13 protein-coding genes and 1 pseudogene are annotated in these 23,218 nt (G+C 65.4%); 8 read left to right on the forward strand and 6 right to left on the reverse strand.

The features are described 5' to 3' along the window. Positions 1–82: 82 nt before the first annotated feature. Genes A7D16_RS09815 through A7D16_RS09830 form a run of 4 tightly spaced genes read right to left on the reverse strand, consistent with a single transcriptional unit; the run spans position 83 to position 4,785 of the window. A complete protein-coding gene (locus A7D16_RS09815; RefSeq protein WP_064632389.1) occupies positions 83–1,270 on the reverse strand; it encodes an enoyl-CoA hydratase/isomerase family protein in 1,188 nt (395 codons plus the stop codon). Next, positions 1,270–2,091, reverse strand: coding sequence for an enoyl-CoA hydratase (locus A7D16_RS09820; RefSeq protein ID WP_064632162.1), 822 nt, complete (start codon positions 2,089–2,091; stop codon positions 1,270–1,272). The genes A7D16_RS09815 and A7D16_RS09820 overlap by 1 nt, the downstream gene beginning before the upstream one ends. After that, entirely contained in the window at positions 2,088–3,269 is a 1,182-nt protein-coding gene (locus A7D16_RS09825; protein ID WP_064632164.1) for an acyl-CoA dehydrogenase family protein, read from the reverse strand. Before A7D16_RS09825 ends, A7D16_RS09820 begins: the two co-directional genes overlap by 4 nt. A gap of 10 nt (positions 3,270–3,279) precedes the next feature. Further along, positions 3,280–4,785, reverse strand: a complete 1,506-nt coding sequence (locus A7D16_RS09830; protein WP_064632166.1) for a CoA-acylating methylmalonate-semialdehyde dehydrogenase — start codon at positions 4,783–4,785, stop codon at positions 3,280–3,282. 136 nt (positions 4,786–4,921) lie between these two features. Between A7D16_RS09830 and A7D16_RS09835 the strand changes: the two genes are divergently transcribed. The 4 genes from A7D16_RS09835 (at position 4,922) to galA (ending at position 13,458) form a co-directional block, all read left to right on the forward strand. Beyond that, positions 4,922–6,307 carry a helix-turn-helix domain-containing protein gene (locus A7D16_RS09835; RefSeq protein ID WP_064632168.1) on the forward strand — a complete coding sequence of 462 codons (1,386 nt, stop codon included), beginning with the start codon at positions 4,922–4,924 and terminating at the stop codon, positions 6,305–6,307. A 530-nt stretch (positions 6,308–6,837) separates the two neighbouring features. Then, positions 6,838–9,531: a TonB-dependent receptor gene (locus A7D16_RS09840; RefSeq protein ID WP_064632170.1), complete on the forward strand. Its 2,694-nt coding sequence runs from the start codon at positions 6,838–6,840 to the stop codon at positions 9,529–9,531. Positions 9,532–9,682: 151 nt separating this feature from the next. Continuing rightward, entirely contained in the window at positions 9,683–10,894 is a 1,212-nt protein-coding gene (locus A7D16_RS09845; RefSeq protein ID WP_064632173.1) for a glycoside hydrolase family 53 protein, read from the forward strand. Next, positions 10,891–13,458, forward strand: a complete 2,568-nt coding sequence (gene galA / locus A7D16_RS09850) for a beta-galactosidase GalA (protein ID WP_064632175.1) — start codon at positions 10,891–10,893, stop codon at positions 13,456–13,458. Before A7D16_RS09845 ends, galA begins: the two co-directional genes overlap by 4 nt. A 264-nt stretch (positions 13,459–13,722) precedes the next feature. On the opposite strand, the gene A7D16_RS09855 is transcribed toward galA, so the two are convergent. Continuing rightward, the gene (locus A7D16_RS09855; RefSeq protein ID WP_064632177.1) at positions 13,723–15,651 is read right to left on the reverse strand and encodes an alpha-L-fucosidase; all 1,929 of its coding nucleotides are present in this window, start codon (positions 15,649–15,651) and stop codon (positions 13,723–13,725) included. A 416-nt stretch (positions 15,652–16,067) separates the two neighbouring features. On the opposite strand from A7D16_RS09855, the pseudogene A7D16_RS22485 reads away from it, so the two are divergent. Beyond that, positions 16,068–16,227, forward strand: a pseudogene (locus A7D16_RS22485) (IS5/IS1182 family transposase); the annotation flags it as partial. A 172-nt stretch (positions 16,228–16,399) separates the two neighbouring features. Here the strand turns inward: A7D16_RS22485 and A7D16_RS09860 are convergent. Next, a complete protein-coding gene (locus A7D16_RS09860) occupies positions 16,400–16,693 on the reverse strand; it encodes a hypothetical protein (protein ID WP_064632179.1) in 294 nt (97 codons plus the stop codon). A 313-nt stretch (positions 16,694–17,006) separates the two neighbouring features. On the opposite strand from A7D16_RS09860, the gene A7D16_RS09865 reads away from it, so the two are divergent. The 3 genes from A7D16_RS09865 to A7D16_RS09875 all read left to right on the forward strand — a co-directional run bounded on the left by A7D16_RS09865 (position 17,007) and on the right by A7D16_RS09875 (position 23,145). Continuing rightward, entirely contained in the window at positions 17,007–19,268 is a 2,262-nt protein-coding gene (locus A7D16_RS09865; RefSeq protein WP_064632181.1) for a methyl-accepting chemotaxis protein, read from the forward strand. 492 nt (positions 19,269–19,760) lie between these two features. After that, entirely contained in the window at positions 19,761–22,316 is a 2,556-nt protein-coding gene (mutS, locus tag A7D16_RS09870; protein ID WP_374053777.1) for a DNA mismatch repair protein MutS, read from the forward strand. A gap of 214 nt (positions 22,317–22,530) precedes the next feature. After that, entirely contained in the window at positions 22,531–23,145 is a 615-nt protein-coding gene (locus A7D16_RS09875) for a DUF937 domain-containing protein (RefSeq protein ID WP_064632185.1), read from the forward strand. The last annotated feature ends 73 nt before the right edge of the window (positions 23,146–23,218 follow it).

Raw genomic sequence — 23,218 nt, forward strand, 5'->3', positions numbered from 1 at the left:
AGCCGTGGCGACGTCGGCGTGTACATGGCAATCGCCGAGCAGGGTGCGCCAGCACTTGCCCGATCCCGCACCTTGCCACCACTCAGCGCGCCGCTCGCCCATCTGCCGCCAGATCGGCAAGCGGGTGCTGTGCCGGCGGCCAGGGCGCAACGAAATAGTCTGCAGCCCACTGCGCATCGGCCGCTTCCAGCGACGCTGGCTGCCACTGCGGTTGGCGATCCTTGTCGACCAACAGCGCGCGGATGCCTTCGGCAAAGTCACCGTGCGCCGCGACGTGCAGCGCAACCACATACTCGGTACGGAAGGCGTCGGCCAGCGTCGTGGTGCCCGGATGGCGCTGCAGCTCCCAGGCCAGCCGCGCCGAGCCCGGAGCGCCGGCCGCCAGGGTCGCGCGCGCGGCCTGCAGCCAGTTGTCTCCGCTGTGCAGGGCAGAAATCGCAGCAACCACTTGCTCCAGCGTGTCGCCGGATACCAGTTGCGCAATCAAAGCCGCATGCAGCTGCAGCGGGCCCGGCTCCAGCGGTTGCGCGATGCCATGCAGGAACGCACTGAATTGATGACGATCGTCTTCGGCATTGCCTGTCCAGGCGTGCGCGCTCAGCGCATCCAGCACGGCTGCATAGTGCGCGTGCTCCAGGCGCACGTCCGCCAGCCCTGCGTAGATCGCATCGCTGGCATCCAGCGACGCGCCAGTGAGCGCCAGAAACAGGCCGGCGCCATGCGGGACGCGACGCAGCAACCAACTACCGCCCACATCGGGAAACAAGCCGACGCTGATTTCCGGCATGGCCAGGCGCGAGCGCTCGGTGACCACGCGATGGCTGGCACCGGACATCAGGCCGATGCCACCGCCCATCACGATGCCGTGGCCCCAGCACAGCAGCGGCCTGGGGTAGGTGTGGATGCGGTGGTCGAGCCGGTATTCCTCTTCGAAGAACGCGCCAGCATGTGCATTGGCCTGCGGCTGGGCACGTCGCGTTGCAGCGTCGGGCACCGCATCGCGATGCGCACGCATGCTCTGGTACAGGCCATGCAAATCGCCACCGGCGCAGAATGCCTTGTCGCCGGCACCCCGCAACACCACGCAGGCGATATGCGCATCCTCGGCCCAGGTGCGCAGCTGCGCATCCAGCAGCCGCACCATCTGCAGCGACAGGCCATTGAGCGTCTTGGGCGCATTCAAAGTGGCGATGCCGATGCGATGCCCGTCGGCGCAATCGCGCTGCTCGAACAGCACCGGCGCCTCGTCGAAAGCGTTGACGTCCGCCATCAGCGATTGCTCCATTGCGGTGCGCGCTTTTCCAGAAATGCAGCCACGCCTTCGGCCTGATCGGCCTGATCGGCCTGCTCGAACAGGTCGACGAACGCTTCGCGCTCTGCAATCAGCGCAGCGGCATGGGTGCCGTGGCGCGTGGACTGCACCAGCCGTTTGCAGGCCGCCACACTGGCCGGGCTTTGCTTGCCGGCACGCTGCGCCCAGGCAACCGCCAGCGCACGCGATTCGCCCTTGCCGACCACCTCTTCCACCAGACCAATGCGCTGCGCGGTGGCGGCATCGACACGCTCGCCGAGCAGGATCATGCGCTTGGCCCAGCCCTCGCCAACCAGGCGCGGCAGGTTCTGGGTACCGCCCGCACACGGCAGCAGGCCGACGCTGGCCTCGGGCAAGGCGAGCTGTGCGTGTTGCTCGGCGATGCGCAGATCGCAGGCCAGGGCGCACTCCAACCCGCCGCCCATCGCATAGCCGTTGATGGCGGCGATCGAGACGCCGCGGAAGGCGCTCAAGGCTTCGAAGGCTTCGCCGAAGCGGCGCGCAGCTTCACGCGCGTTGGCCTTGTCGCCATCGGCAAATTGCTTGAGGTCGGCACCGGCGCTGAAGAATTTCTCGCCTTCGCCGGTGATCACCAGTGCGTAGATGCTGCGGTCGGCATCCAGTGCGCGCACCAGGTCGCGCAGGGCTGCCAGGCTGTGCACGGTCCAGGTGTTGGCCGGCGGGTTGCTCAAGGTGACGATGGCAACGTGGCCATCGCGCTCCACATGCAGGCCGGTATGCAGGCGGCCTTCCCAAGTGCCGGTTGCAGCGTGGCTCATCGCAGTTCCTCCTCGCCGTTGAGCAGGTGACGCGCCACGATCATGCGCATCACTTCGTTCGTGCCTTCCAGGATGCGATGCACGCGGCTGTCGCGCAGCAGGCGCTCGATCGGATATTCGCGGATGTAGCCGTAGCCACCATGGATCTGCAAGGCGTCGTCGCAAATGGCAAAGCCGGCGTCAGTGGCGAAGCGCTTGGCCATTGCGCACCACACCGTGGCATCGTGACTGCCGGCATCGAGCTTGCGTGCGGCGGTATGCACCATCTGTCGCGCGGCCACCAGTTGCGTGGCCATGTCGGCCAGCTTGAACTGCAGCGCCTGGAAATCGGCCAGTTTCTTGCCGAACTGGCGGCGCTCGCCCATGTAGCGCCGTGCAGCGTCCAGCGCGCCCTGGGCTGCGCCCAGCGAGCAGGCAGCGATATTGATACGGCCACCGTCCAGCGCCTTCATCGCCATCTTGAAGCCTTCGCCTTCCTTGCCGAGCAGATTTTCGGCCGGAATGCGCACATCGGTGAAGGTCACACCGCGCGTGGGCTGGCTGTTCCAGCCCATCTTTTCTTCCTTGCGGCCGTAGCTGATGCCGGGCGCATCGGCCGGCACCACGAAGGCACTGATGCCGCGCGCGCCGTCGTCGCCGGTGCGCGCCATCACCACCAGCACATCGGTGGCACCGGCGCCGGAAATGAAGGCCTTGCTGCCGTTGAGCACATAGCTGTCGCCATCGCGCTGCGCGCGCGATTTCAGCGATGCCGCGTCCGAGCCGCTGCCCGGCTCGGTCAGGCAGTACGAACCCAGCTTGGCGCCGCTGGTCATCGCCTCGCCCCACTGCGCGCGCACCGCATCGGTGCCGTAGCTGGCAATCAGCCAGGTGGCCATGTTGTGGATGCTGATGAAGGCCGAGGTGGACGGATCGACCGTGGCGAGCTCTTCGAACACCACCGCTGCATCGAGCCGGCGCATGCCCAGGCCGCCCACACCTTCATCGGTGTACAACCCGCAGAAACCGAGCTCTGCGGCCTTGGCGATCGCCTCGCGCGGGAAGTGGCTTTCTGCGTCCCATTGCGCCGCGTGCGGGGCAAGCTCCTTATCGGCGAAGTCGCGGGCGGCCGCGCGGAAGGCTTCCTGCTCGTCGTTCAGATCGGCCGCGTTGGGGTGTAGCTGGATGGCTGCATTCATGGCGATCGGGTCACTTGAGAGAAATGGTGGTGTTGACGCCGTGGCCCAGCGTTTCGTCGTCGAACCAGCGCGCGGTCACGGTCTTGGTCTGGGTGTAGAACATCACCACCTGCTTGCCGTACGGGCCCAGGTCACCGAGCTTGGACGCACGCGAACCGGTGAACGAAAACAGCGGCACCGGCACCGGAATCGGCACGTTGATGCCGACCTGGCCCACGTCGATGTCTTCCTGGAAACGCCGCGCGGCCGCACCGGATTGGGTGAACAACGCCGTGCCGTTGCCGTTGGGATTGGCGTTGACCAACGCGATGGCTTCGTCCAGCGTGGCGGCTTCCAGAATCACCAGCACCGGCCCGAAGATTTCTTCGTCATAGATGCGCATGCCGGGTTTGACGCCGGAGAAGATGGTCGGGCCGACAAAGTTGCCCTGCTCGAACCCCGGCACCTGTGGGGCGCGGCCGTCCAGCTCCAGTGTGGCGCCCTGCTCCACGCCGGAGGCGATCAAGCCTTCCACCCGCTCACGCGCAGCGCAGGAAATCAGCGGGCCAACCTCGGTGCCCGGCGCATTGCCGGCGCCGATCTTCAAGCCCTTGGCCTTGGCCACCAGCTGCGGAATCCACGCGCGCGCTTCACCCACCAGCACCAGCGTGGACGCGGCCATGCAGCGCTGGCCGGCAGCACCGAACGCGGCGCCGACCATCGCATTGAGGGTCTGCTCCTGGTTGGCGTCCGGCAGCACCACAGCATGATTCTTGGCGCCCATCATGCATTGCACGCGCTTGCCGGCCAGCGAGGCGCGGCGATAGACATGCGTGCCCACCTTGGTGGAGCCGACGAACGACAGCGCCTTGATGTCGGGGTGATCGCACAGCGCATTGACCACATCTTCGCCGCCATGCACGACGTTGAGCACCCCCTTGGGGATGCCCGCTTCCAGCGCAAGTTCCACCAAGCGCATGGTCACCATCGGGTCCTGCTCGGACGGCTTGAGCACGAAGGTGTTGCCGGTGGCGATGGCCATCGGGAACATCCACAGCGGAATCATCGCCGGGAAGTTGAACGGGGTGATGCCTGCGCACACGCCCAACGGCTGCACCAGGCTGTAGGTGTCCACGCCATTGGCGACGTTGTTGGCCAACTCGCCCAGCTGCAGGTTGCCGATCGCCGCGGCATGCTCCACCACTTCCAGCCCGCGGAATACATCGCCTTCGGCATCGGCCAGGGTCTTGCCCTGCTCGGCGCTCAGCAGCGCGGCCAGCTCGGGCAGGTGCTCGCGAATCAGCTGCTGGTACTTCAGAAAGATGCGCGCACGCGTGCCGATCGGCGTCTTGCGCCAGCTGACGAAGGCGCGGCTGGCCGCAGCCACTGCCGCGTCCACTTCGGCGGTGGTGGCGAACGGCACCTGCGCCAGCACCGATTGATCGGCCGGGTTGACCACGTCCTGCCACTGCGTGCTGGCGGACACCACCAACTCGCCATCGATCAACAGGCAGACGCGGGGGACGGATTCGCTCATTGCAGGGCTCGCTGATAGGAAGGACATCGGCCGTTGCAGGCCGGTACTTCGCATTGTTCGCATGGAACCTGAGCATTCCCAGCCTCGATTCGCTTAATTGCGCTAAGCTGGCGGCACAATTTTGCGAATCTTGCGAATGCCCCAGTCGCATCCCCTGCTCCGCCACCAGCTTGGCCTGCGCCTGCAGCGGCTGCGTCAGCGCCACGGCCTGACCCAGGCCGAACTGGCGCGCCGGCTTGGGCTCTCGCCCAGCTATCTCAACCAGATCGAGCGCAACCAGCGCCCGCTGACGCTGGCGATCCAGCAGCGGATCAAGGCCACGCTGGGCGATCTGGACGGCCTGCTGGAGCTGGACGACCCGGCCGCGCTGGTCGAGCCGCTGGACGAAGCGCTGCGCAGCCTGGGCCACACCCTGCTGCCGGCCGAGCTGCGTGCGCTCACCGGCAATCTGCCGCAGGTGGCGCAGGCGCTGCTGGACCTGCACCGCGCCCATCGGCACCTGCTCGAACGCAATGCCGCGCTGGAGCTGCAGATCGGGGTCGAGCACGCGGCGATACCGTCGCTATCGCCCGGCGAGCAGGTGCGCGACTACTTCAACCGCGCGCACAACTATCTGCCCGAACTGGACGAGCGCGCCGAAGCGCTCTACGCCGAACTCGGCCTGACCCCGGAAAACCTGCCGCTGCGGCTGCGCCAGCGCCTGGCCGACCGCCACGGCCTGCTGGTGCAGGAGGCCGCCGACCTGCACAGCGACAAACGCAGCGTGGACACCCAGGCGCGTGTGCTGTGGCTGCCCGCCCATCTGCGGCCCGGCCAGCAGGCGTTCCAGATGGCCGCGCATTTGGCCTTGCTGGAATGCGCCCCGCTGCTGGAGGCGCGCATCGCCGATGCCGGGTTCGAAGATGCCGAGCGCATCGCGCTGTCGCGCATTGGCCTGTCGAACTATTTCGCCGGCGCGCTGGTGATGCCGTACAGCGCGTTCCTGCACAGCGCGCAGGCCTCGCGCTACGACATCGAATGGCTGGCGGACCGCTTCGGGGTGGGCTTCGAGGCGGTGTGCCATCGCTTGAGCACCCTGCAGCGACGCGGTGCAGCCGGGTTGCCGATCTTCTTCATGCGGGTGGACCGCGCCGGCAATGTCTCCAAGCGCCACTCGGCCACCGATTTCCACTTTTCGCATGTCGGCGGCGCCTGCCCGCTGTGGATCGTGTACGAAGCGTTCAACCAGCCCGACCGCATCCTGACCCAGATCGCGCGCATGCCCGATGGCCGGCGCTATTTCTGGCTGGCCCGCCAGGTCAGCAGCGGCGCTCCCGGCTACGGCCGCCCGCGCAAGACCTTTGCGCTGGCGATGGGTTGCGACCTGCGCCATGCCAACCAGCTGGTGTATGCACGCGGCTGGGATCTGAATGCGGTGGACGATGCAGTGCCGATCGGCCCGGGCTGCCTGACCTGCGAGCGCAGCGACTGCGTGCAGCGCGCGTTTCCGGCGTTGCCGCGTCTGCCGGCGAGTGCGGGTTAGGTTGTTGGGGAATCGGGAATCGAGAGTCGGCGGTGCGCCGACCGACAATAGAAGCGACATACACGAGTGCTTCTTGCACATACTTGCACATACCAGTAGCCGATCTAACGCGCCCTCTCCGTGGGCACCGACGACACCAGTGACAACCGCTTCCGCCGAACCCAACCGTTCGCCAGCCCCAGCGCTACAACTCTCCGCGCGTGCGTCACCACTCACTCAACCACTGTGAACAAGCAGGCGCTATCGCTGCACCGCAGCATTCCAAGCCGAGATAGCTCCCGCAAAATGCTTCATTGGAATGGAATGGCTTGCGCTTCTACCCTGAAGCGGACACATGCAGGACAGGGGGACGCCAGCGCGCTCCATCGCGTTGCCAGCGCCACGCAAACGAACACACATCGCCTATAACGCCGCACCGCACCGCACCACCCGCCACGCCCGCGCGGAGGCGCCAGACCCGCTCCATGCCGGCTGGCCGCACCAGCAGCCACCACCTTATTCGGTCATTTTGTCCTGGGAGGGATCAACCGATGCCTGTTCACCACACCGGCCAACCGGCCAGCCGGCGCCTGCGCCGCACGCCTGTTCGCGACATCCTCTGCACCACCATTGCCTGCGTGCTGGCCACCGCGTTCAGCGCCCACGCCCAGGACAGCGCTCCCGCCGCGCCGCCGGCCGGCGACAGCAACACCGCTGCCACCAACGCGCCGGCACCGGTGACGCTGGACAACATCACCGTGATCGGCCAGCGCGCCAGCCTGAATCAGGCCGTGCAAGCCAAGCAGATGTCCGACCACGTCATGGAAGTGATTTCCGCAGACAACATGGGCCAGATGCCCAATGTCACCGTGGCCGAAGCGCTGGTGCGCCTGCCCGGCGTCAACGGCACCCGCGACCGCGGCAACGAGAGCCTGGCCACCGTGCGCGGCCTGGGCCCGCGCATGACCATGGGCACCGTCAACGGTCGCGAAATCGCCTCCTCCGAGCCCAATCGTGCGGTGCGCTGGGAAGTGTTCCCCACCGAGATCGTCTCCACCGTCAAGGTCTACAAGACCCAGTCGGCGGATCTGGTCGCCGGCGGTCTTGCTGCCACCGTGGACATCTCCACCATCAGCCCGCTCGACTACACCGGGCCGGGCTTTGTCGGCACTGCCGGCCCGGTGTTCTACGACCACGCCAAGGATGTGGACGGCTACACGCCGTGGGGCAGCCGCTTCGGCGCCAGCTGGGTGCACAAGATCAACGACAACCTCGCCGTTGCGCTGGGCGCCACCTACCAGAAGCAGAAGAACGCCAGTTCCTCGATCGGCAGCTGGGGCTATACCGATGCCACCACCTCGCGCGATGTGGATGGCGACGGCACCGTGGACCCGACCCCGTTCGGCGCGGCCGACCAGCTCAAGCTGATCGATCAGACCCGCACCGGCGCGATGGGCACCGTGCAGTGGCGCTCGGGCAATTTCGAACTGAAATTCGACGGCCTGTATTCGCGCATCGAAATCGACGAAGACCAGCTGCAGAACTGGTTCAACGACCTGGCCTTCAGCACGTTCTCTGGCAGCACCAACCCCTACACCACGCCCGGCTCGTCCTACACCATCGTCGATGGCGATGTGGTGGCCGGCACCCTGGCCAACTCGAACCTGCAGGTCGACCATGTGGTCAGCCACTACAACGAGGTCAAGACGCTGACCGCCGGCGGATTGAATGCCAAGTGGAACGGCGATGTGTGGACCCTGGGCAGCGACCTGTCGTTCTCGCAGGCCAAGCGCGACAACACCTGGCAGGCGGTGCGTTTCGGCAGCAATCCGGACACGGTGTCGTTCGATTTCCGTCGCAGCGTCACGCCCACCATCAGCACCAGCTCGGACACGCCCGAATACGGCATTGCCGGGCAGAACGAGCCGCAGGCACTGCGCGACAAGATCGCCGCGCTGGCACTCAATGCCAGCCGTGCGGTGGACGCCGGCCCGTTTACCTCGCTGGAATTGGGCGCACGCGCTGCGCGTCGCGAAAAGCAGAACCGTCGCTTCCTCAGCAACCAGTCCGGCTACGATCAGCCGATCTCGGCGTACCAGGGCCTGATCTACCCGGTCACCATGCCGGACTTGAACGTGCCCACGCTGACCGGCGGCAACATGGCCGAGATCGCGCGGGTTGGATTTGGCGGTTTCGATCCACGCACGCTCGACGAGCAACTGCTCGACCATTGGAACGTCAAGGAAGACGTGCGCGAAGCCTTCGCCAAAGCGGTCTTCAGCTCGCAGCTGTTCGGTACCGATGTCACCGGTAATGTCGGCGTACGCCTGGTCAACACCAAGACCACCAGCGACGGGTTCGATTCGATCGGCAACACCATCCAGGCCAGCACCGACAGCAAGGAATACACCGACGTCCTGCCCAGCGCCACGCTCAATTTCCTGATCGACGATCAGCGGATCTTGCGTTTCGCCGTGGCCAAGGTCATCGCGCGTCCGCCGCTGGACGAGCTGCGCACCGGCCGCCGCCTGGACGACCCCACCGTCACCGTCGGCCAGCTCACCGGCAGCGGCGGCAACCCGCAGCTGGACCCGTTCAAGGCCACCCAGGTCGACGTCTCTTACGAGTGGTACTTCCATAAGGAAGCGCTCGCCGCGCTGGCCGTGTACCGCAAGGAAGTGGATTCGAGCATCGGCTACCGCACCGACCGCGAAGTGATCAACGGCCTGGATTACCTGGTCAGCGCGCCGTTCAACGGCGGCGGCGGGCATATCAATGGCGTGGAGCTCACCTTCCAGACGCCGTTCTTCTTCATCCCGCACATGGAAAACTTCGGCGTCTACTCGAACTATTCGCTGGTGGATTCCAACCTCAAGGAATTCTCCCCGGAAGACAACCCGCTGCCGCTCAGCGGCCTGGCACGCAAGACCGGCACCTTCGACCTGTGGTACAGCAACGGCACCTTCGAAGCGCGCGTGGGCTACAAGTACCACAGCCCCTACACGGTGGTGTACGGCTGGAATGCCGCGCGTCTGGCACGCCTGCAGAGCGAAGGCACGGTGGATCTGAGCCTGAACTGGCAGTACAGCAAGCAGCTCGGCTTCCGCTTCCAGGCCGGCAACCTCACCAACGAGCCGCTGCGCGCCTACACCGACAACAAGCCCAACCGCCTGGCCAATCAGGACGATGGCGGCTACCAGCTGTTCGGCCGCCGTTACCAGCTGGAAGCCACCTACCGGTTCTAAGCGCAGCCAGCAAAACACCTGCACAACACCGCGGCCGCTGTGTGGAATCCAATCTGCAACCTAGGTTTGGATTCTGCACAGCCCCGCGCAGCAGCACGGCCGCCTGCGGCATGCTGTCACCCGCTCCACGTTTGATTTGTCGAGGAATTGCATGCGCTCACCAGGCCGTCTCTGGACGCCCGCGCTACTGGCGCTGGCCATCTCCACCTTCGCACACGCCGCGCCCGCTCCCGCCACGCTGTATCTCGGCGCGGACCTGTCCTACGTCAACGAGATGGAGGAATGCGGCGTGCACTACCGCGAGAACGGCGTGGTCACCGATCCGTTCGAACTCTTCCACGCACACGGCGCCAACCTGGTGCGTGTGCGCTTGTGGAACGATGCACGCTGGACCAAGTACAGCGACCTGTCCGACGTCAAGAAAACCATTGCGCGTGCACGCGCGCAAGGCATGCAGGTGCTGCTGGACCTGCACTACTCCGACGATTGGGCCGACGGCGAAAAACAGCTGATTCCCAAGGCCTGGGCCAGCATCACCGACACCGACGAGCTGGCGCGCACGCTCTACGGCTTCACCTACGACACGCTCAGCGCGCTCGACCGCGCCGGCCTGATGCCGGAGCTGGTGCAGGTGGGCAACGAAAGCAATTCCGACCTGATGGACAGCACGCCCTGGGACAAGAAGCGCCCGATCAACTGGCAGCGCAACGCCAAGCTGTTCAACGCCGGCATCAAGGCGGTGCGCGACATCGGCGCGCGCTCCGCGATCAAGCCGCGGGTGATGCTGCATATCGCCCAACCGGAAAATGTGGAGCCGTGGTTCGCCGCCGCCACCAAGGCCGGCGTCACCGATTTCGATCTGATCGGCATCAGCTACTACCGCAAGTGGTCCACGCACTCGATGGCCGAACTGGGCAAGACCATCAAGCGCCTGCGTGGCCGCTACGATGCAGACGTGGTGGTGGTGGAAACCGCGTATCCGTGGACGCTGGAATCCGGCGATACCTCGCTCAACCTGCTTGGCGAAGACTCGCTGATTGCCGGCTACCCGGCCACGCCGCAAGGGCAGTCCAAGTACATGATCGACCTGACCCAACTGGTCATCGATACCGGCGGTGCCGGCGTGGTGTATTGGGAGCCGGCATGGACCAGCAGCAGCTGCAAGACGCGCTGGGGCACTGGTTCGTCGTGGGAAAACGCCAGCTTCTTCGACTTCAAACACGGCAACGAGGTGTTGCCGGCAATCGACTTCATGCGCCACCCGTACACAGGTGTACCTGCGTCGCATAAATCCGACGCGAGCACGCGTGATGCGAGCACACCAGGCAGTTCTGCAGAGACCGGAAAGAGGACGCAGCCATGAGCGGCATCAATCGGCGCGAGTTACTGCGCGGCATGCTGGCCAGTGGCGTGAGCGCTGCATTGCCGGTGGGCGCAGCCGGCGCATTGGTCTCGGCGGGCGCTACAGCTGCCCCCGCTTCGGCGAAAAACAACTCAACGACAGCAGCACTGGGCGATGCAGCACTGGCGCCGCGTGAGCGCCTGCTGTTCGACTTCGGTTGGCGGTTCCATTTCGGCCACGCCAGCGACGCATCGCGCGACTTTGAGTTCGGCACCTTCCAGCGCACCTTCGCCAAGGCCGGCAAGGACACCGCAACTGCTGCGCAACTGGCGTTCGACGACAGTGCCTGGCAGCAGGTGGACTTGCCGCACGACTGGGCCGTCAGCCTGCCGTTTCGGCAGGAGCCGATCTCCGCCTTGATGACGGAGGAAGACCCGGCCGCCGCACACGGCTACAAGCCACTGGGCACCAGTTTCCCGGAGAACAGCGTGGGCTGGTACCGGCGCACGCTGCAGATTCCGGCAAGCGATCTGGGTAAGCGCATTTGCCTGGTGTTCGATGGCGTGTTCCGCGAGTGCGTTGTGTTCTGCAACGGCCATATCGTGGGCCGTAACGCGAGCGGCTACTGCGGCTTCGAGGTCGACCTCAGCGAAGTGCTCGACTACGGCAAGCCCAACCTCATCGCCCTTCGCGTGGATGCCACGCTGGGCGAAGGCTGGTTTTACGAAGGTGCCGGCATCTATCGGCATCTGTGGCTGCAGAAGACCGACCCGCTGCATCTGCCACAAGATGGCGTGTTCGTGCGCAGCACCGTGCAGGACGGCAATGCCACTGCGCAACTTTCCACCGAAGTGCGCAACGACGGCACCGCGCCGCGCCAGTGTGTGGTGCAGGCGCGCATCACCGCACCGGACGGACGCACCGTGGCGCAGGCGGCCAGCGCGGCAATCACGGTTGCGCCCGGCCAGGTGCAGGTGGTCGAACAGACCCTGCCACTTGGGCAGGCCGCACTGTGGTCGATCGACACCCCGCAGCTCTACAGCCTGACCACCAGCGTGCACAGCGACGGCAAGGCGGTCGATGCGCTGGTCACGCCATTCGGCGTGCGCAGCATCGCCTTCGATGCACAGCGTGGCTTTTTGTTGAATGGCGCACCGCTCAAGCTGCACGGCACCAACAATCACCAGGATCATGCCGGAGTCGGCACCGCCATTCCGGACGCCTTGCACGAATGGCGCCTGCGCCAGCTCAAGTCGATGGGCTGCAACGCCTATCGCAGTTCGCACAATCCCGCCACGCCGGAACTGCTCGCGCTGTGCGACCAACTGGGCATGTTCGTCATCGAAGAAACCCGGCGCATGTCCACCGACCCGGAGGCCATGGGCGAACTGGAGACGATGGTGCGGCGCGGCCGCAACCATCCCAGCGTCATCCTGTGGTCGCTGGGCAATGAAGAGCCGCAGCAGGTCACCGAGCGCGGCGCACGTATCGTCGCCCGCATGCAACAACGCGTGCGCCAGCTCGACCCCACCCGCCCCACCACCTTTGCCATGGATAAAGGCTTCGGCGATGGCGTGGGCCAGGTAGTCGATGTGGTCGGCTTCAATTACCGCACCAGCCAGATGGACGGCTTCCACGCGCAGTACCCCAACATTCCGATCTACGGCAGCGAAACCGGCAGCACCGTGTCGGTACGCGGCAACTATCAGCGCGACGAGAAGCGCGGCTACACCCGCGCCTACGACCTCGACCACCCCTGGTGGGCCAGCACCGCCGAAGCCTGGTGGAGCTATGTCGCGCAGCGCCCGTACATCGCCGGCGGCTTTATCTGGACCGGCTTCGACTACCGCGGCGAACCCACGCCGTATAACCGCTGGCCGAATGTCGCCTCGCAATTCGGCGTGCTCGACAGCTGCGGCTTTCCCAAGGACAACTACTGGTACTACCGCGCGCAATGGACCAGCGAACCGGTGCTGCACCTGTTCCCGCACTGGAACTGGGACGGTCTGCTGCAACCCGACGACAATGGCCGGATCGACGTCTGGTGCCACAGCAATCTCGAGGCGGTGGAACTGCTGGTCAACGGCGTCAGCCAGGGCCTGCAGCAGGTACCGGCCTACGGCCATGTCGAATGGCGCGTGGTCTATGCACCGGGCGTGATCGAAGCGCGCGGGTATCGCGGCGGCAAGCTGGTGCGTACCGAACGCCGTGAAACTGTCGGCAAGCCGGCGGCGCTCCGCTTGAGCTGCGACCGCAACGCGCTGCGTGCCGATGCCGAAGATGTCGCCGTGGTGAAGGTGGAGATTGTCGATGCACAAGGCCGCCTGGTACCAACCGCCGACAACCAGGTGCAGTTCACCCTACGCGGCCCCGCGCGGCTGATCGGCGTCGGCAACGGCGACCCCAGCAGCCACGAGGACGACAAGGTGCCACAACGCAAGGCGTTCAATGGCTTGTGTGCGGCTCTGTTGCAGACCACGCGCAACAGCGGCGACATCGTGTTTCAGGCAAGCGTGCCCGGACTGACCTCGGCCACGCTGCGCCTGCACGCGGATGCTGTGAAAGCACGTGCGGCGGTGGTTTAAAGACGCGGCAATTGTTACGCAATGCGATGGAAGCTATGGCATTGCCGGGGCCAGCCGCGGCATCGGCAGTGCGCTGACTTCAGACCTTGACCGAGCTCTTGCATCGGCATGTCGGCAATGCCTCTGCATCATCGAGTAGGTCACCCAGGTATAAGGATCGTGCGCAGAGTTTCATCTGCGTACGACATCCCTGGCATCCTCAAACAAACCCACTTACTCGATGCTCTTGCCACGCGGCACAGGGCCGCGCGGGAGTGCACTCTTTCATCGCAAGCGCGAGAAAGCACCGATCCCCGCAATCGCCAGCCGCTCGGCGGGCACTGCGGTTTCCGCGAACGACAGCCGCAGGTAGCGGATCTGGCGGACCTCGGGGAAATTCAGCCGCTGGGTAGAGAGCGCATAGGCGATATTGGACAGCTCGCCGGCGCCGGCCGGCTGCCAGTGCTGGCCATCTTCGCTGGTTTCGGCGCGATAGCCCTTCGGTGGCGCAGCACCGGTCATCACCGCGCGCGAGGGCGTGAGGCTGAAACCGGCAACCTGACGCAGCGCGCCGAGGTCGATGGTCGCCTGCACAGGATGACCAGGCGTAGGCGCGGGCGTGACCCAGATCGTGCTGGCATCGTCGTCGAGCAACTTGTCCGCTCCTGGCGCGCTGGCCTCGACGATGCGCCAGCCAGCGCTGGACAGCACGTCCGGCGCGGTCGCCGTCGGCCGCGCGACCGGCACTGGTGCCACGGCACGGAAGAGCGCGAATTCGCTGATCGCCGGGCACACCGGTGCATCCAGCACGACCAGGCGCACCCGGCGCGCGGCGATCGGTCGATCCAGCCGCAAGATGCGCTGCGCACCGATGCACTGCGCTTCTGCCAGCCGCCGCCATTGTCCATCGAGCTCGGCTTCGACCGCAAAGCGAGTGACGCGCAAGCCCAGCGGCAGGTGCTCGCGTAGCCGGATCAAGTCGAAGCTGTGCACCGCCGACAGCTCCAGCGTCAGCGTCGGCGTAGTGACCGCGTCCGGCGTGGACCAATAGCTGTCCGGCTGGCGGTCGAGCACGCGCGCCGGCTCGAACCCGGCACCACGCGACGCACTGGCGCTGGCCTTGGCACCCTTGGCCAGATCGATGGCGAAGCTGGCGCGGATCGCATCGCCAAAACTCTGCAGTACCGCCACATCGTGATCGGGAATGCGGCCGCGTCGGTCGGGCGGAAGATTGAGGTTCATGTTGGTGCCGCGCGCGACCGAGGTGTCGAAATAGCGCACCAGGTTTTCCGGGCTGCGCACCTTGCCGTCTTCGTCAGCATGGTAGAACCAGCCCGGGCGGATCGACGTATTGGTTTCGGCCGGCCACCACAGCGCCCCGCCGCGCACGCCCGAATTGCCGTTTTCCTGGGTGTACGGGGCATTGGGCATGGTCGGCCAGCTCGGATCGCCGGCGATGCCGTCCTCGTTGCCGCCCCAGCGGATATCGGCGCCGAGCGGGTCGAAGGTGCAGGACATCGGTTGGTGCTGGTGCACCAGCTCGATCATCCGTGGCCAGTTGTAGTAAGCGGGCGCGTCGATCTTGCGCGATTCGCGTGCGCCACCGTAGTAGCCGTCGCCGCCATTGGCGCCGTCGAACCAGAACTCGAACAGATCGCCATAGCCGGTGCAGAGTTCGACGATCTGCTTGCGGAAATAGTCGATATAGCCGGGGCGCCCGTACTCGGCGTGGTTACGATCCCAGGGGGAAAGATAGAGGCCGAACGCCAGGCCAGCGCGTCGACATGCCGCTGCCATCTCCCCGACGATGTCGCCCTTGCCGTTCTTGTAGGGCGAGTTGCGAATGCAATGCTCGGTCAAGCGGGTCGGCCACAGGCAGAACCCATCGTGGTGTTTGGCCGTGAAAATAAGCCCCTTCAAATTGCCGGCTTTGGCCGCGGCGACGATTTGATCGGGCGAAAAATCGCTGGGATCGAACTTGCGCGGATCCTCGTCGCCGTAGCCCCATTCCTTGTCGGTGAAGGTGTTCATCGCAAAATGCACGAAGGCGTATTGCTCCCACCGATGCCAGCGCAGCTGGCGCGCGCTGGGCAGCGCACCCCACGGCGCCGGCCCATTGGCGCGCGGCGTCTGCACGATCCGAGCCGCCGATGCACTGAAGCTGGCGGTAGCGGCAGCCACACCCGTGGCAAGAAAGGTACGACGATCGATCATTAGCGCTTCCCACTTTGCACAGACTTCGATCTTAGCTTTTCCAACAGCGAAAGAGTCCTAACTCCGAAGCAACGCATGGGTGTGCAATGCACTGCACGCACAAAGAGCCTGCGCGGCTGGCGTCGAACAGCGAGCGAAGTGAGCCGCCCGCATTCGTTAATGTATGGCTGATTGCCCCGTCCTACGCTGCGATGTAGCACCTGCATGGCGGTGCATCTTCCGCACGCGAAGTGAGCTTCGCGAGCAGGACAAAACAAGGGCTGGGTGACGACAACCAACATAGTCGGCACGACACTGTGGGCGGGCCACCACCAGCCAAGTCTTGGCATCACTATTGTCCGCAGACTCCTTATTTTGTCTGTCACTGACTTGATTCTGTCCACGGGTGGCTACGTCGCAGCAGTGCATTGACCGACGAGCCACACGCTCCGGTATCGAAACGCCCTGACCGGCAACCGTACGCGGTAGCGAGGCTGTTGCAGATTCATCTGCTGCAGCAGCGGTCTACGTTGAGCGATTCAAACAATGGAAGAAACACTGCACGAGATCCGCCTGCTGTGGCGTGCCCCCAAGCTCAAGGCCACTACGCGCGTTGTCCCGGCGGTGTCGATGAACCTCAAGAATCGTGGCCGCTTCTTCGTGCACCGCGTGCATCATCGGAACAAGCACGCACGCGTCGAGCAAATGCACTGCGCACCCTCGCTTGCTGTATTTTTTTTAACGACGGCGACAACGCTCGTTCGCGCACCTATCGCAGGTCCACATCGCGCGGAAAGTAGCGGCGGAACTTCTCTTCCCATGCCTGGAATTGTTCCAGCGTGTATTCGTCCATTGGCCGTTCCACCGCGGCGACTGCCTTGTTCTGTGCCACCACTGCGATGCGCTGGGACGACAGTTCGTCCCAGGCCTTTCTCAAGGCGACCGGGTCGGGATGCGAGACCAGCATGGCTTCCAGCAGCGTGGCTTGCGCAACGCGTGCAGCCAGCAGATCGCTGAGCGCATCGGTGACGGCGTGCATCCATTCCTGATTACGGTTATCCATGTGCGGCGTGTCGTAGCTACTGTGTGACCGGCGACTTTAGCGTGGCGGCCGCAACGACGCCGTGTAGCAGTCGGCGGCCTTGGTGAGCGCACCCGAGCCGCTCGTTTTCGCAGTCTGCGCGTGTTCGTGCAGCACGCGCCAGTCGGGCGATTCCCGACTGCTGCCGTTCACAACCTGGGCCTAAATCCGAGCGGTACCGTAGGGTCAAGTTTCCTATCGGTGCGTCGTTATCCACGGTGCCGGCCCGACACTCATGCGTTCTTCACGCAACTGCCCCGACGGCACCCTTCGACTTCGTATCCGGGATTGCCGCATGACTGCCTTACTCCAACGCTATTCCGTCGGCCATCGCCTGGGCGCCGCGTTCGGCTTGATGATTCTCCTGTCGGGTCTGCTTGTTGCCATCGGGCTGAGCTCGATGGTCAGCGCCAGAAAGCAGCTGGACTTCATCGTGCTGGACCGCATGGCCAAGATCCAGCTCGGCAACGGCATGCTGGATGCCAACTCCTCGATCATGATCGCGTTGGGCACCTACGCCATGGCCACCAGCGCCGAACTTGACGCACAGGCGTTGGCAGCGATCAAGGCGCAACGCCAGCGCTACAAGGAACTGCGCGAAAAGCTCGATACGCTGCCCAGCTCCGAAGAAGGCCGCAAGATTCGCGCAGAGATGGATGCGCGACGCGCCATTTCCGGCAAGATCAACGATGAAGTAATGGCACTCGCCGCCCATGACGACAACGGCCCGGCGCAGGCATTGCTCAACGAGAAGGGGAGCCAAGCCAACGCAGCCTGGCAGGACAAGATCCGTCAGCTGGTCAGCCGGCAGGAAGAACAGAGCCGGCAGGCCTACACCGAAGCAGTGCAGTCCATGACCCGCGCCAAGTTGGTGCTGCTGATCGGCGGCGTGGCCGTGGTCACCATCAGCGTCCTGCTCGCCTGGCTGATCACGCGCAGCCTGACCCACCCGCTCGCGCGCGCCACCAAGGCCGCCGAGGCCATCGCCAATGGCCAGCTGGATAACCAGGTGCAAACCGACGCGCAGGATGAAACCGGTCGCCTGCTGCGTGCCATGAGCGGCATGCAGACACAGTTGCAGTCGCTGTTGCGCGCGCAGGCCGACATGGCCAAGCGACATGACGAAGGGCAGACCAGTTTCCGGATCGACGCCAATGCATTCCCCGGCGACTACGGCCGCATGGCGCAGGACACCAACACGCTGGTCGCCTCACATCTTGAAGTGCAGACCACGCTGGCCCGCATCATGGGCCGCTACGCCATCGGCGATTTGAGCGTCAGCATGGACGTGTTGCCTGGCGAAAAGGCCGTGCTCACGCAGACCATGCACGAAGTCAAGGCCAATCTTTCGGCGATGAATGCGGAAATCAAGCAGCTGGCGCTGTCCGCAGCCAACGGCGACTTCAGCGCGCGTGGCGATGCCGACCGCTTCCAGTACGACTTCCACCTCATGGTCGACAGCCTCAACCAGCTGATGGCCACTGCAGACGGCAACCTGCAATCGCTGTCGGCACTGCTGCAGTCCATCGCCGCGGGCGACCTGACCGCGCGGATGACCGGCGACTTCAAGGGTGTGTTCGCGCAGATGCGCGACGACGCCAATGCCACCGCCACGCAGCTGGCCGAAATCGTCGGGCGCATCCAGCATTCGGCGGTATCGATCAATACCGCCGCCAGCGAGATTGCTGCCGGCAATCAGGACCTGTCGCAGCGCACCGAACAGCAGGCCGCCAACCTGGAAGAAACCGCCGCATCGATGGAAGAACTCACCTCCACCGTGCGCCAGAATGCCGAACACGCACGCCAGGCCAATCAACTGGCGATCGGTGCCGCCAGCGTGGCCTCGCAGGGCGGCGATATCGTCAGCAAGGTCGTGGGCACCATGAGCGGCATCGAGGCATCGTCGAAAAAGATCGCCGACATCATCAGCGTCATCGACGGCATCTCCTTCCAGACCAACATCCTGGCGCTCAACGCGGCGGTGGAAGCGGCGCGCGCGGGCGAGCAAGGCCGCGGCTTTGCCGTGGTGGCCAGCGAAGTACGCACGCTTGCGCAGCGCTCCACGGCAGCGGCCAAGGAGATCAAGCGCCTGATCGACGATTCGGTACAGCGTGTGACCGAAGGCTCCACCCTGGTGCACACCGCCGGCACCACCATGGCGGAAATCGTCGCCAGCGTGCAGCGCGTCACCGACATCATGGGCGAGATTTCCGCTGCCTCGCAGGAACAGTCGGCCGGCATCGAACAGGTCAACCTCACCGTCACCCAGATGGACGAAGCCACCCAGCAAAATGCCGCACTGGTGGAAGAAGCCACCGCCGCCGCACGTTCGATGGAAGAACAGGCCGGGGAACTCACGCAGGCGGTGTCGATCTTCAAGATCGAAGCCGAACGCCCTGCTGCCGTACGCACCGCAGCGCCGACCGTGCTGCGCCCCAAAGCCGCGCCTGCTGCAACGCCAACCCGCAGCGCGGCGAGCCCGTCCCGGCGCACTACCCGGCCGGCGGCCGCGGTAGCCACCGCAGCGAGCGACGGCGCGGACTGGCAAGAATTCTAAAAAATAGAAGGTGCAGCAGCAGCCGTTCCAGAACATCAGAACGCATGCTCACAAGGCCGGCTGTGCGAACAGCCGGCCTTCTTCGTGCACGGCTTACCATCCGGCCGCCCGGCTCAACGAACGGCGACGGCCAGCTGCAAGGTCGCTCGACAGCGCAGGCGCGGCCTGTTGCCCGCAGCGTTGCCTCCAAGGCACGACCATGCGACACCACGCCGGCGCGACGATTGGGGATTGAGCGCCGCTCGGCTTAAACTTGCCCTCCACCGCCATGCCCGCGCCGGTCATTGCGGCAATCCGGCCCATCCAGCCTGCGCGGCCGCTGCCGCAACCGCCGCATGCATGGGTCGCAGACCTGGCACACCAACACCCCCGCCACCGCAGTGCGCCACGCACCTGCGCAGCAGTCAGATTCCGGAAGGACGTTGCTTGCACACCGCCGACAGCAAAGACAAGACCAAGATCAGCACCGGTGCTCCCGAGCACACACCGCTCATGAAGCAATTCTTCGCGGCCAAGTCGGACTACCCCGACCTGCTGCTGTTCTTTCGTATGGGCGATTTCTACGAGCTGTTCTACGACGATGCGCGCAAGGCGGCGCGCCTGCTCGATATCACCCTGACCCAGCGCGGCAGCTCCGGCGGTGCGCCGATTCCGATGGCGGGCGTGCCGGTACACGCCTACGAAGGCTATCTGGCGCGACTGGTGGCATTGGGCGAGTCGGTGGCGATCTGCGAGCAAATCGGCGACCCGGCGCTGGCCAAGGGCCTGGTCGAGCGCAAGGTGGTACGCATCGTCACGCCGGGCACGGTCACCGACGAGGCATTGCTGGACGAGCGCCGCGACACCTTGCTGATGGCAATTTCGCGCAGCAAGCAAGGTTACGGCCTGGCCTGGGCCGATCTGGCCGGCGGGCGCTTCCTGGTCAACGAAGTGGACAGCGTGGATGCGCTGGAAGCGGAGATCGCGCGTCTGGAGCCGGCCGAGCTGCTGGTGCCCGACGAGGACAACTGGCCGGAATTCCTGCGCGGGCGCATCGGTGTGCGGCGTCGGCCGCCGTGGTTGTTCGATGCCGATAGCGGTCGTCGGCAGCTGCTGGCGTTCTTCAAACTGCACGATCTGTCCGGCTTCGGCATCGACGACAAACCCTGCGCCACCGCAGCGGCCGGCGCATTGCTTGGGTATGTCGAAGAGACCCAGAAACAACGTCTGCCGCACCTGACTTCCATTGCGATGGAAGTGGCCAGCGAGGCGATCTCGATGAACGCGGCCACGCGCCGGCATCTGGAGCTGGATACGCGCGTCGATGGCGACACGCGCAATACCTTGCTTGGCGTGTTGGACAGCACCGTCACGCCGATGGGCGGACGCCTGCTGCGGCGTTGGCTGCACCGCCCGCTGCGCCTGCGCGAGGTGCTGGTGCAACGCCACCATGCGGTCGGCACCTTGATCGACGCGGGCGCCGATGCCGACGTGCGCGAAGCCTTCCGCGCACTTGGCGATCTGGAACGCATTCTTACCCGCGTGGCATTGCGTTCGGCGCGCCCGCGCGACTTTTCCACCCTGCGCGACGGCCTGGCGCTGTTGCCGAAGGTGCGCGCGATCCTGGCACCGCTGGATTCGCCGCGACTGCAGACCTTGTTTGCCGAACTCGGCGAACACGATGCCACCGCGCATCTGTTGATCAGCGCCGTGGCCGAGCAACCGCCGCTCAAACTCAGCGACGGCGGCGTCATCGCCACCGGCTACGACGCCGATCTGGACGAGCTGCGCCGCCTGTCCACCAATGCCGATCAATTTTTGATCGACCTGGAACAACGCGAACGCGCCAGCAGTGGCATCGCCACGCTCAAGGTCGGCTACAACCGCGTGCACGGTTACTACATCGAGATCAGCAAGGGCCAGGCCGAGAAAGCCCCGTTGCACTACAGCCGCCGGCAGACGCTGACCAACGCCGAGCGCTACATCACCGAAGAACTCAAGAGTTTCGAAGACAAGGTGCTGTCGGCGCGCGAGCGTTCGCTATCGCGCGAAAAACTGTTGTACGAAGGCCTGCTGGATGCGCTAGGCACCGAACTGGAAGGCCTCAAGCGCTGCGCCGGCGCGCTCAGCGAACTGGACGTGCTGGCCGGCTTTGCCGAACGCGCGCAGGCGCTGGATTGGTCGCAGCCGGAACTCGGTAGCGCGCCGTGCCTGCGCATCGAACGCGGCCGTCACCCGGTCGTGGAAGCAGTACGCGACCAACCGTTCGAGCCCAACGATCTGGATCTGCACAGCGACCGCCGCATGCTGGTGATCACCGGCCCGAACATGGGCGGTAAGTCGACCTATATGCGCCAGAACGCCTTGATCGTGCTGTTGGCGCATATCGGCAGCTACGTGCCGGCCAGCCGCGCGGTGATCGGGCCGATTGACCGCATCCTCACCCGCATCGGCGCCGGCGACGACCTGGCGCGCGGGCAATCCACCTTCATGGTGGAAATGGCCGAAACCAGCTACATCCTGCATCACGCCACGCCGCACTCGCTGGTGCTGATGGACGAGATCGGCCGCGGCACCTCCACCTACGATGGCCTGGCACTGGCCGATGCGGTGGCGCGCCATCTGGCGCACACCAATCGCTGCTACACGCTGTTTGCCACGCATTATTTCGAACTCACCGCGCTGGCCGACGAGTCGCATGGCGGCGGCGCCAGCGGCATTGCGAATGTGCATCTGGATGCGGTCGAACACGGCGAGCGCCTGGTGTTCATGCATGCAGTGAAGGATGGCCCGGCCAATCGCAGCTTCGGCCTGCAGGTGGCCGCGTTGGCCGGCCTGCCGAAGGCGGCAGTGACCCAGGCGCGACGTCGCCTGGCGGAGCTGGAACAGCGCGGCGGCGAAAGCCATAGCGCGCAGATGGCCCCGGCCGCGCTGGATGCGCCGCAACAGTTCGGGCTGTTCACCGCGCCCTCTTCCGCCGCGCAGGAAGCGCTGCAGGCCCTGGATCCGGACGAGCTCACGCCCAAGCAGGCGCTGGAGGCGCTGTATCGGTTGAAGGCGTTGCTTTGAGGTGCCGGGATTGGGGAGTCGGGATTTGGGATTCGTAAGAGCGTAGTTGCCGTGATTGACGTTTGCTGCGCGTGCGGACGCATTGCGCTGCAGGAATCGGCGGCCGCAGAAGTGCAGTGCGTAACGGCTGACCTGCCGCAATGCCGCATGGATTGCTCTGTCGGCGCGACGGGCGCACCCTGCGGCAACGCTTCATCCAACAGGAAACCTTCCGATGACCACGTCCGCCTCATTGACCGATCAACTCGCCGCGCAATTGCAGGGCCCGCAGCTGCAGCAACTCGCCGGCCGCCTGGGCATTGCGCCCGAGCAGGCGCAATCGGCCGTGCAGACCGCGCTGCCGCTGTTGATGGGCGCGCTGGGCCGCAATAGCCCGCAGGCCGGCGGCACCGATGCCTTGCTGGGCGCCCTGCAACGCGACCACGCTGCCAGCCCGGACATCGGTAGCCTGCTGGGCTCGCTGCTCGGCGGCTCAGCCAGCGGTGCACAGGGCAACGGTGCCGGAATCGTCGGACACCTGTTCGGCGACAAGGCGCCGCAGGCCGCTGCCGGGCTGGGCCAGGCCACCGGGCTGGAAACCAGCAAGGCCAGCCAGCTGCTGCAGCTGCTCGCTCCTATCGTAATGGCGTATCTGGCCAAGCGCTTTCTGGGCGGCGAGACCGCAGCCAGCAGCCAGCTCGGCTCCGCGCTGGCGCAGGAACATCAGCAAGTGCGCAGCAACCCCGGCGCCGGTGGCCTGCTGACCAGCGTGCTGGATCAGGACGGCGACGGGCAGTTGGGCCTGGGCGATGTCATGAAGCTGGGCGGCAGCCTGTTCGGCAAGCGCTGAGCCGGCAGACCGTTCAACCGGTAACGCTGTTGCAGGCGCTCGGTGGCCGCCTGCAACCCCGACGCAATAGCGG

Origin of the sequence: Xanthomonas nasturtii, from assembly GCF_001660815.1 — a bacterium.
Taxonomy (GTDB): domain Bacteria; phylum Pseudomonadota; class Gammaproteobacteria; order Xanthomonadales; family Xanthomonadaceae; genus Xanthomonas; species Xanthomonas nasturtii.

Bases quoted from the DNA above. Each gene is read 5' to 3' on its own strand.
- A7D16_RS09840 (WP_064632170.1), top strand. From the start codon at position 6,838: ATGCCTGTTCACCACACCGGCCAACCGGCCAGCCGGCGCCTGCGCCGC.
- A7D16_RS09835 (WP_064632168.1), top strand. From the start codon at position 4,922: ATGCCCCAGTCGCATCCCCTGCTCCGCCACCAGCTTGGCCTGCGCCTG.
- A7D16_RS09875 (WP_064632185.1), top strand. From the start codon at position 22,531: ATGACCACGTCCGCCTCATTGACCGATCAACTCGCCGCGCAATTGCAG.
- A7D16_RS09865 (WP_064632181.1), top strand. From the start codon at position 17,007: ATGACTGCCTTACTCCAACGCTATTCCGTCGGCCATCGCCTGGGCGCC.
- galA (WP_064632175.1), top strand. From the start codon at position 10,891: ATGAGCGGCATCAATCGGCGCGAGTTACTGCGCGGCATGCTGGCCAGT.
- A7D16_RS09845 (WP_064632173.1), top strand. From the start codon at position 9,683: ATGCGCTCACCAGGCCGTCTCTGGACGCCCGCGCTACTGGCGCTGGCC.
- A7D16_RS09830 (WP_064632166.1), bottom strand. From the start codon at position 4,785: ATGAGCGAATCCGTCCCCCGCGTCTGCCTGTTGATCGATGGCGAGTTG.
- A7D16_RS09820 (WP_064632162.1), bottom strand. From the start codon at position 2,091: ATGAGCCACGCTGCAACCGGCACTTGGGAAGGCCGCCTGCATACCGGC.
- A7D16_RS09860 (WP_064632179.1), bottom strand. From the start codon at position 16,693: ATGGATAACCGTAATCAGGAATGGATGCACGCCGTCACCGATGCGCTC.
- mutS (WP_374053777.1), top strand. From the start codon at position 19,761: ATGAAGCAATTCTTCGCGGCCAAGTCGGACTACCCCGACCTGCTGCTG.
- A7D16_RS09855 (WP_064632177.1), bottom strand. From the start codon at position 15,651: ATGATCGATCGTCGTACCTTTCTTGCCACGGGTGTGGCTGCCGCTACC.
- A7D16_RS09825 (WP_064632164.1), bottom strand. From the start codon at position 3,269: ATGAATGCAGCCATCCAGCTACACCCCAACGCGGCCGATCTGAACGAC.
- A7D16_RS09815 (WP_064632389.1), bottom strand. From the start codon at position 1,270: ATGGCGGACGTCAACGCTTTCGACGAGGCGCCGGTGCTGTTCGAGCAG.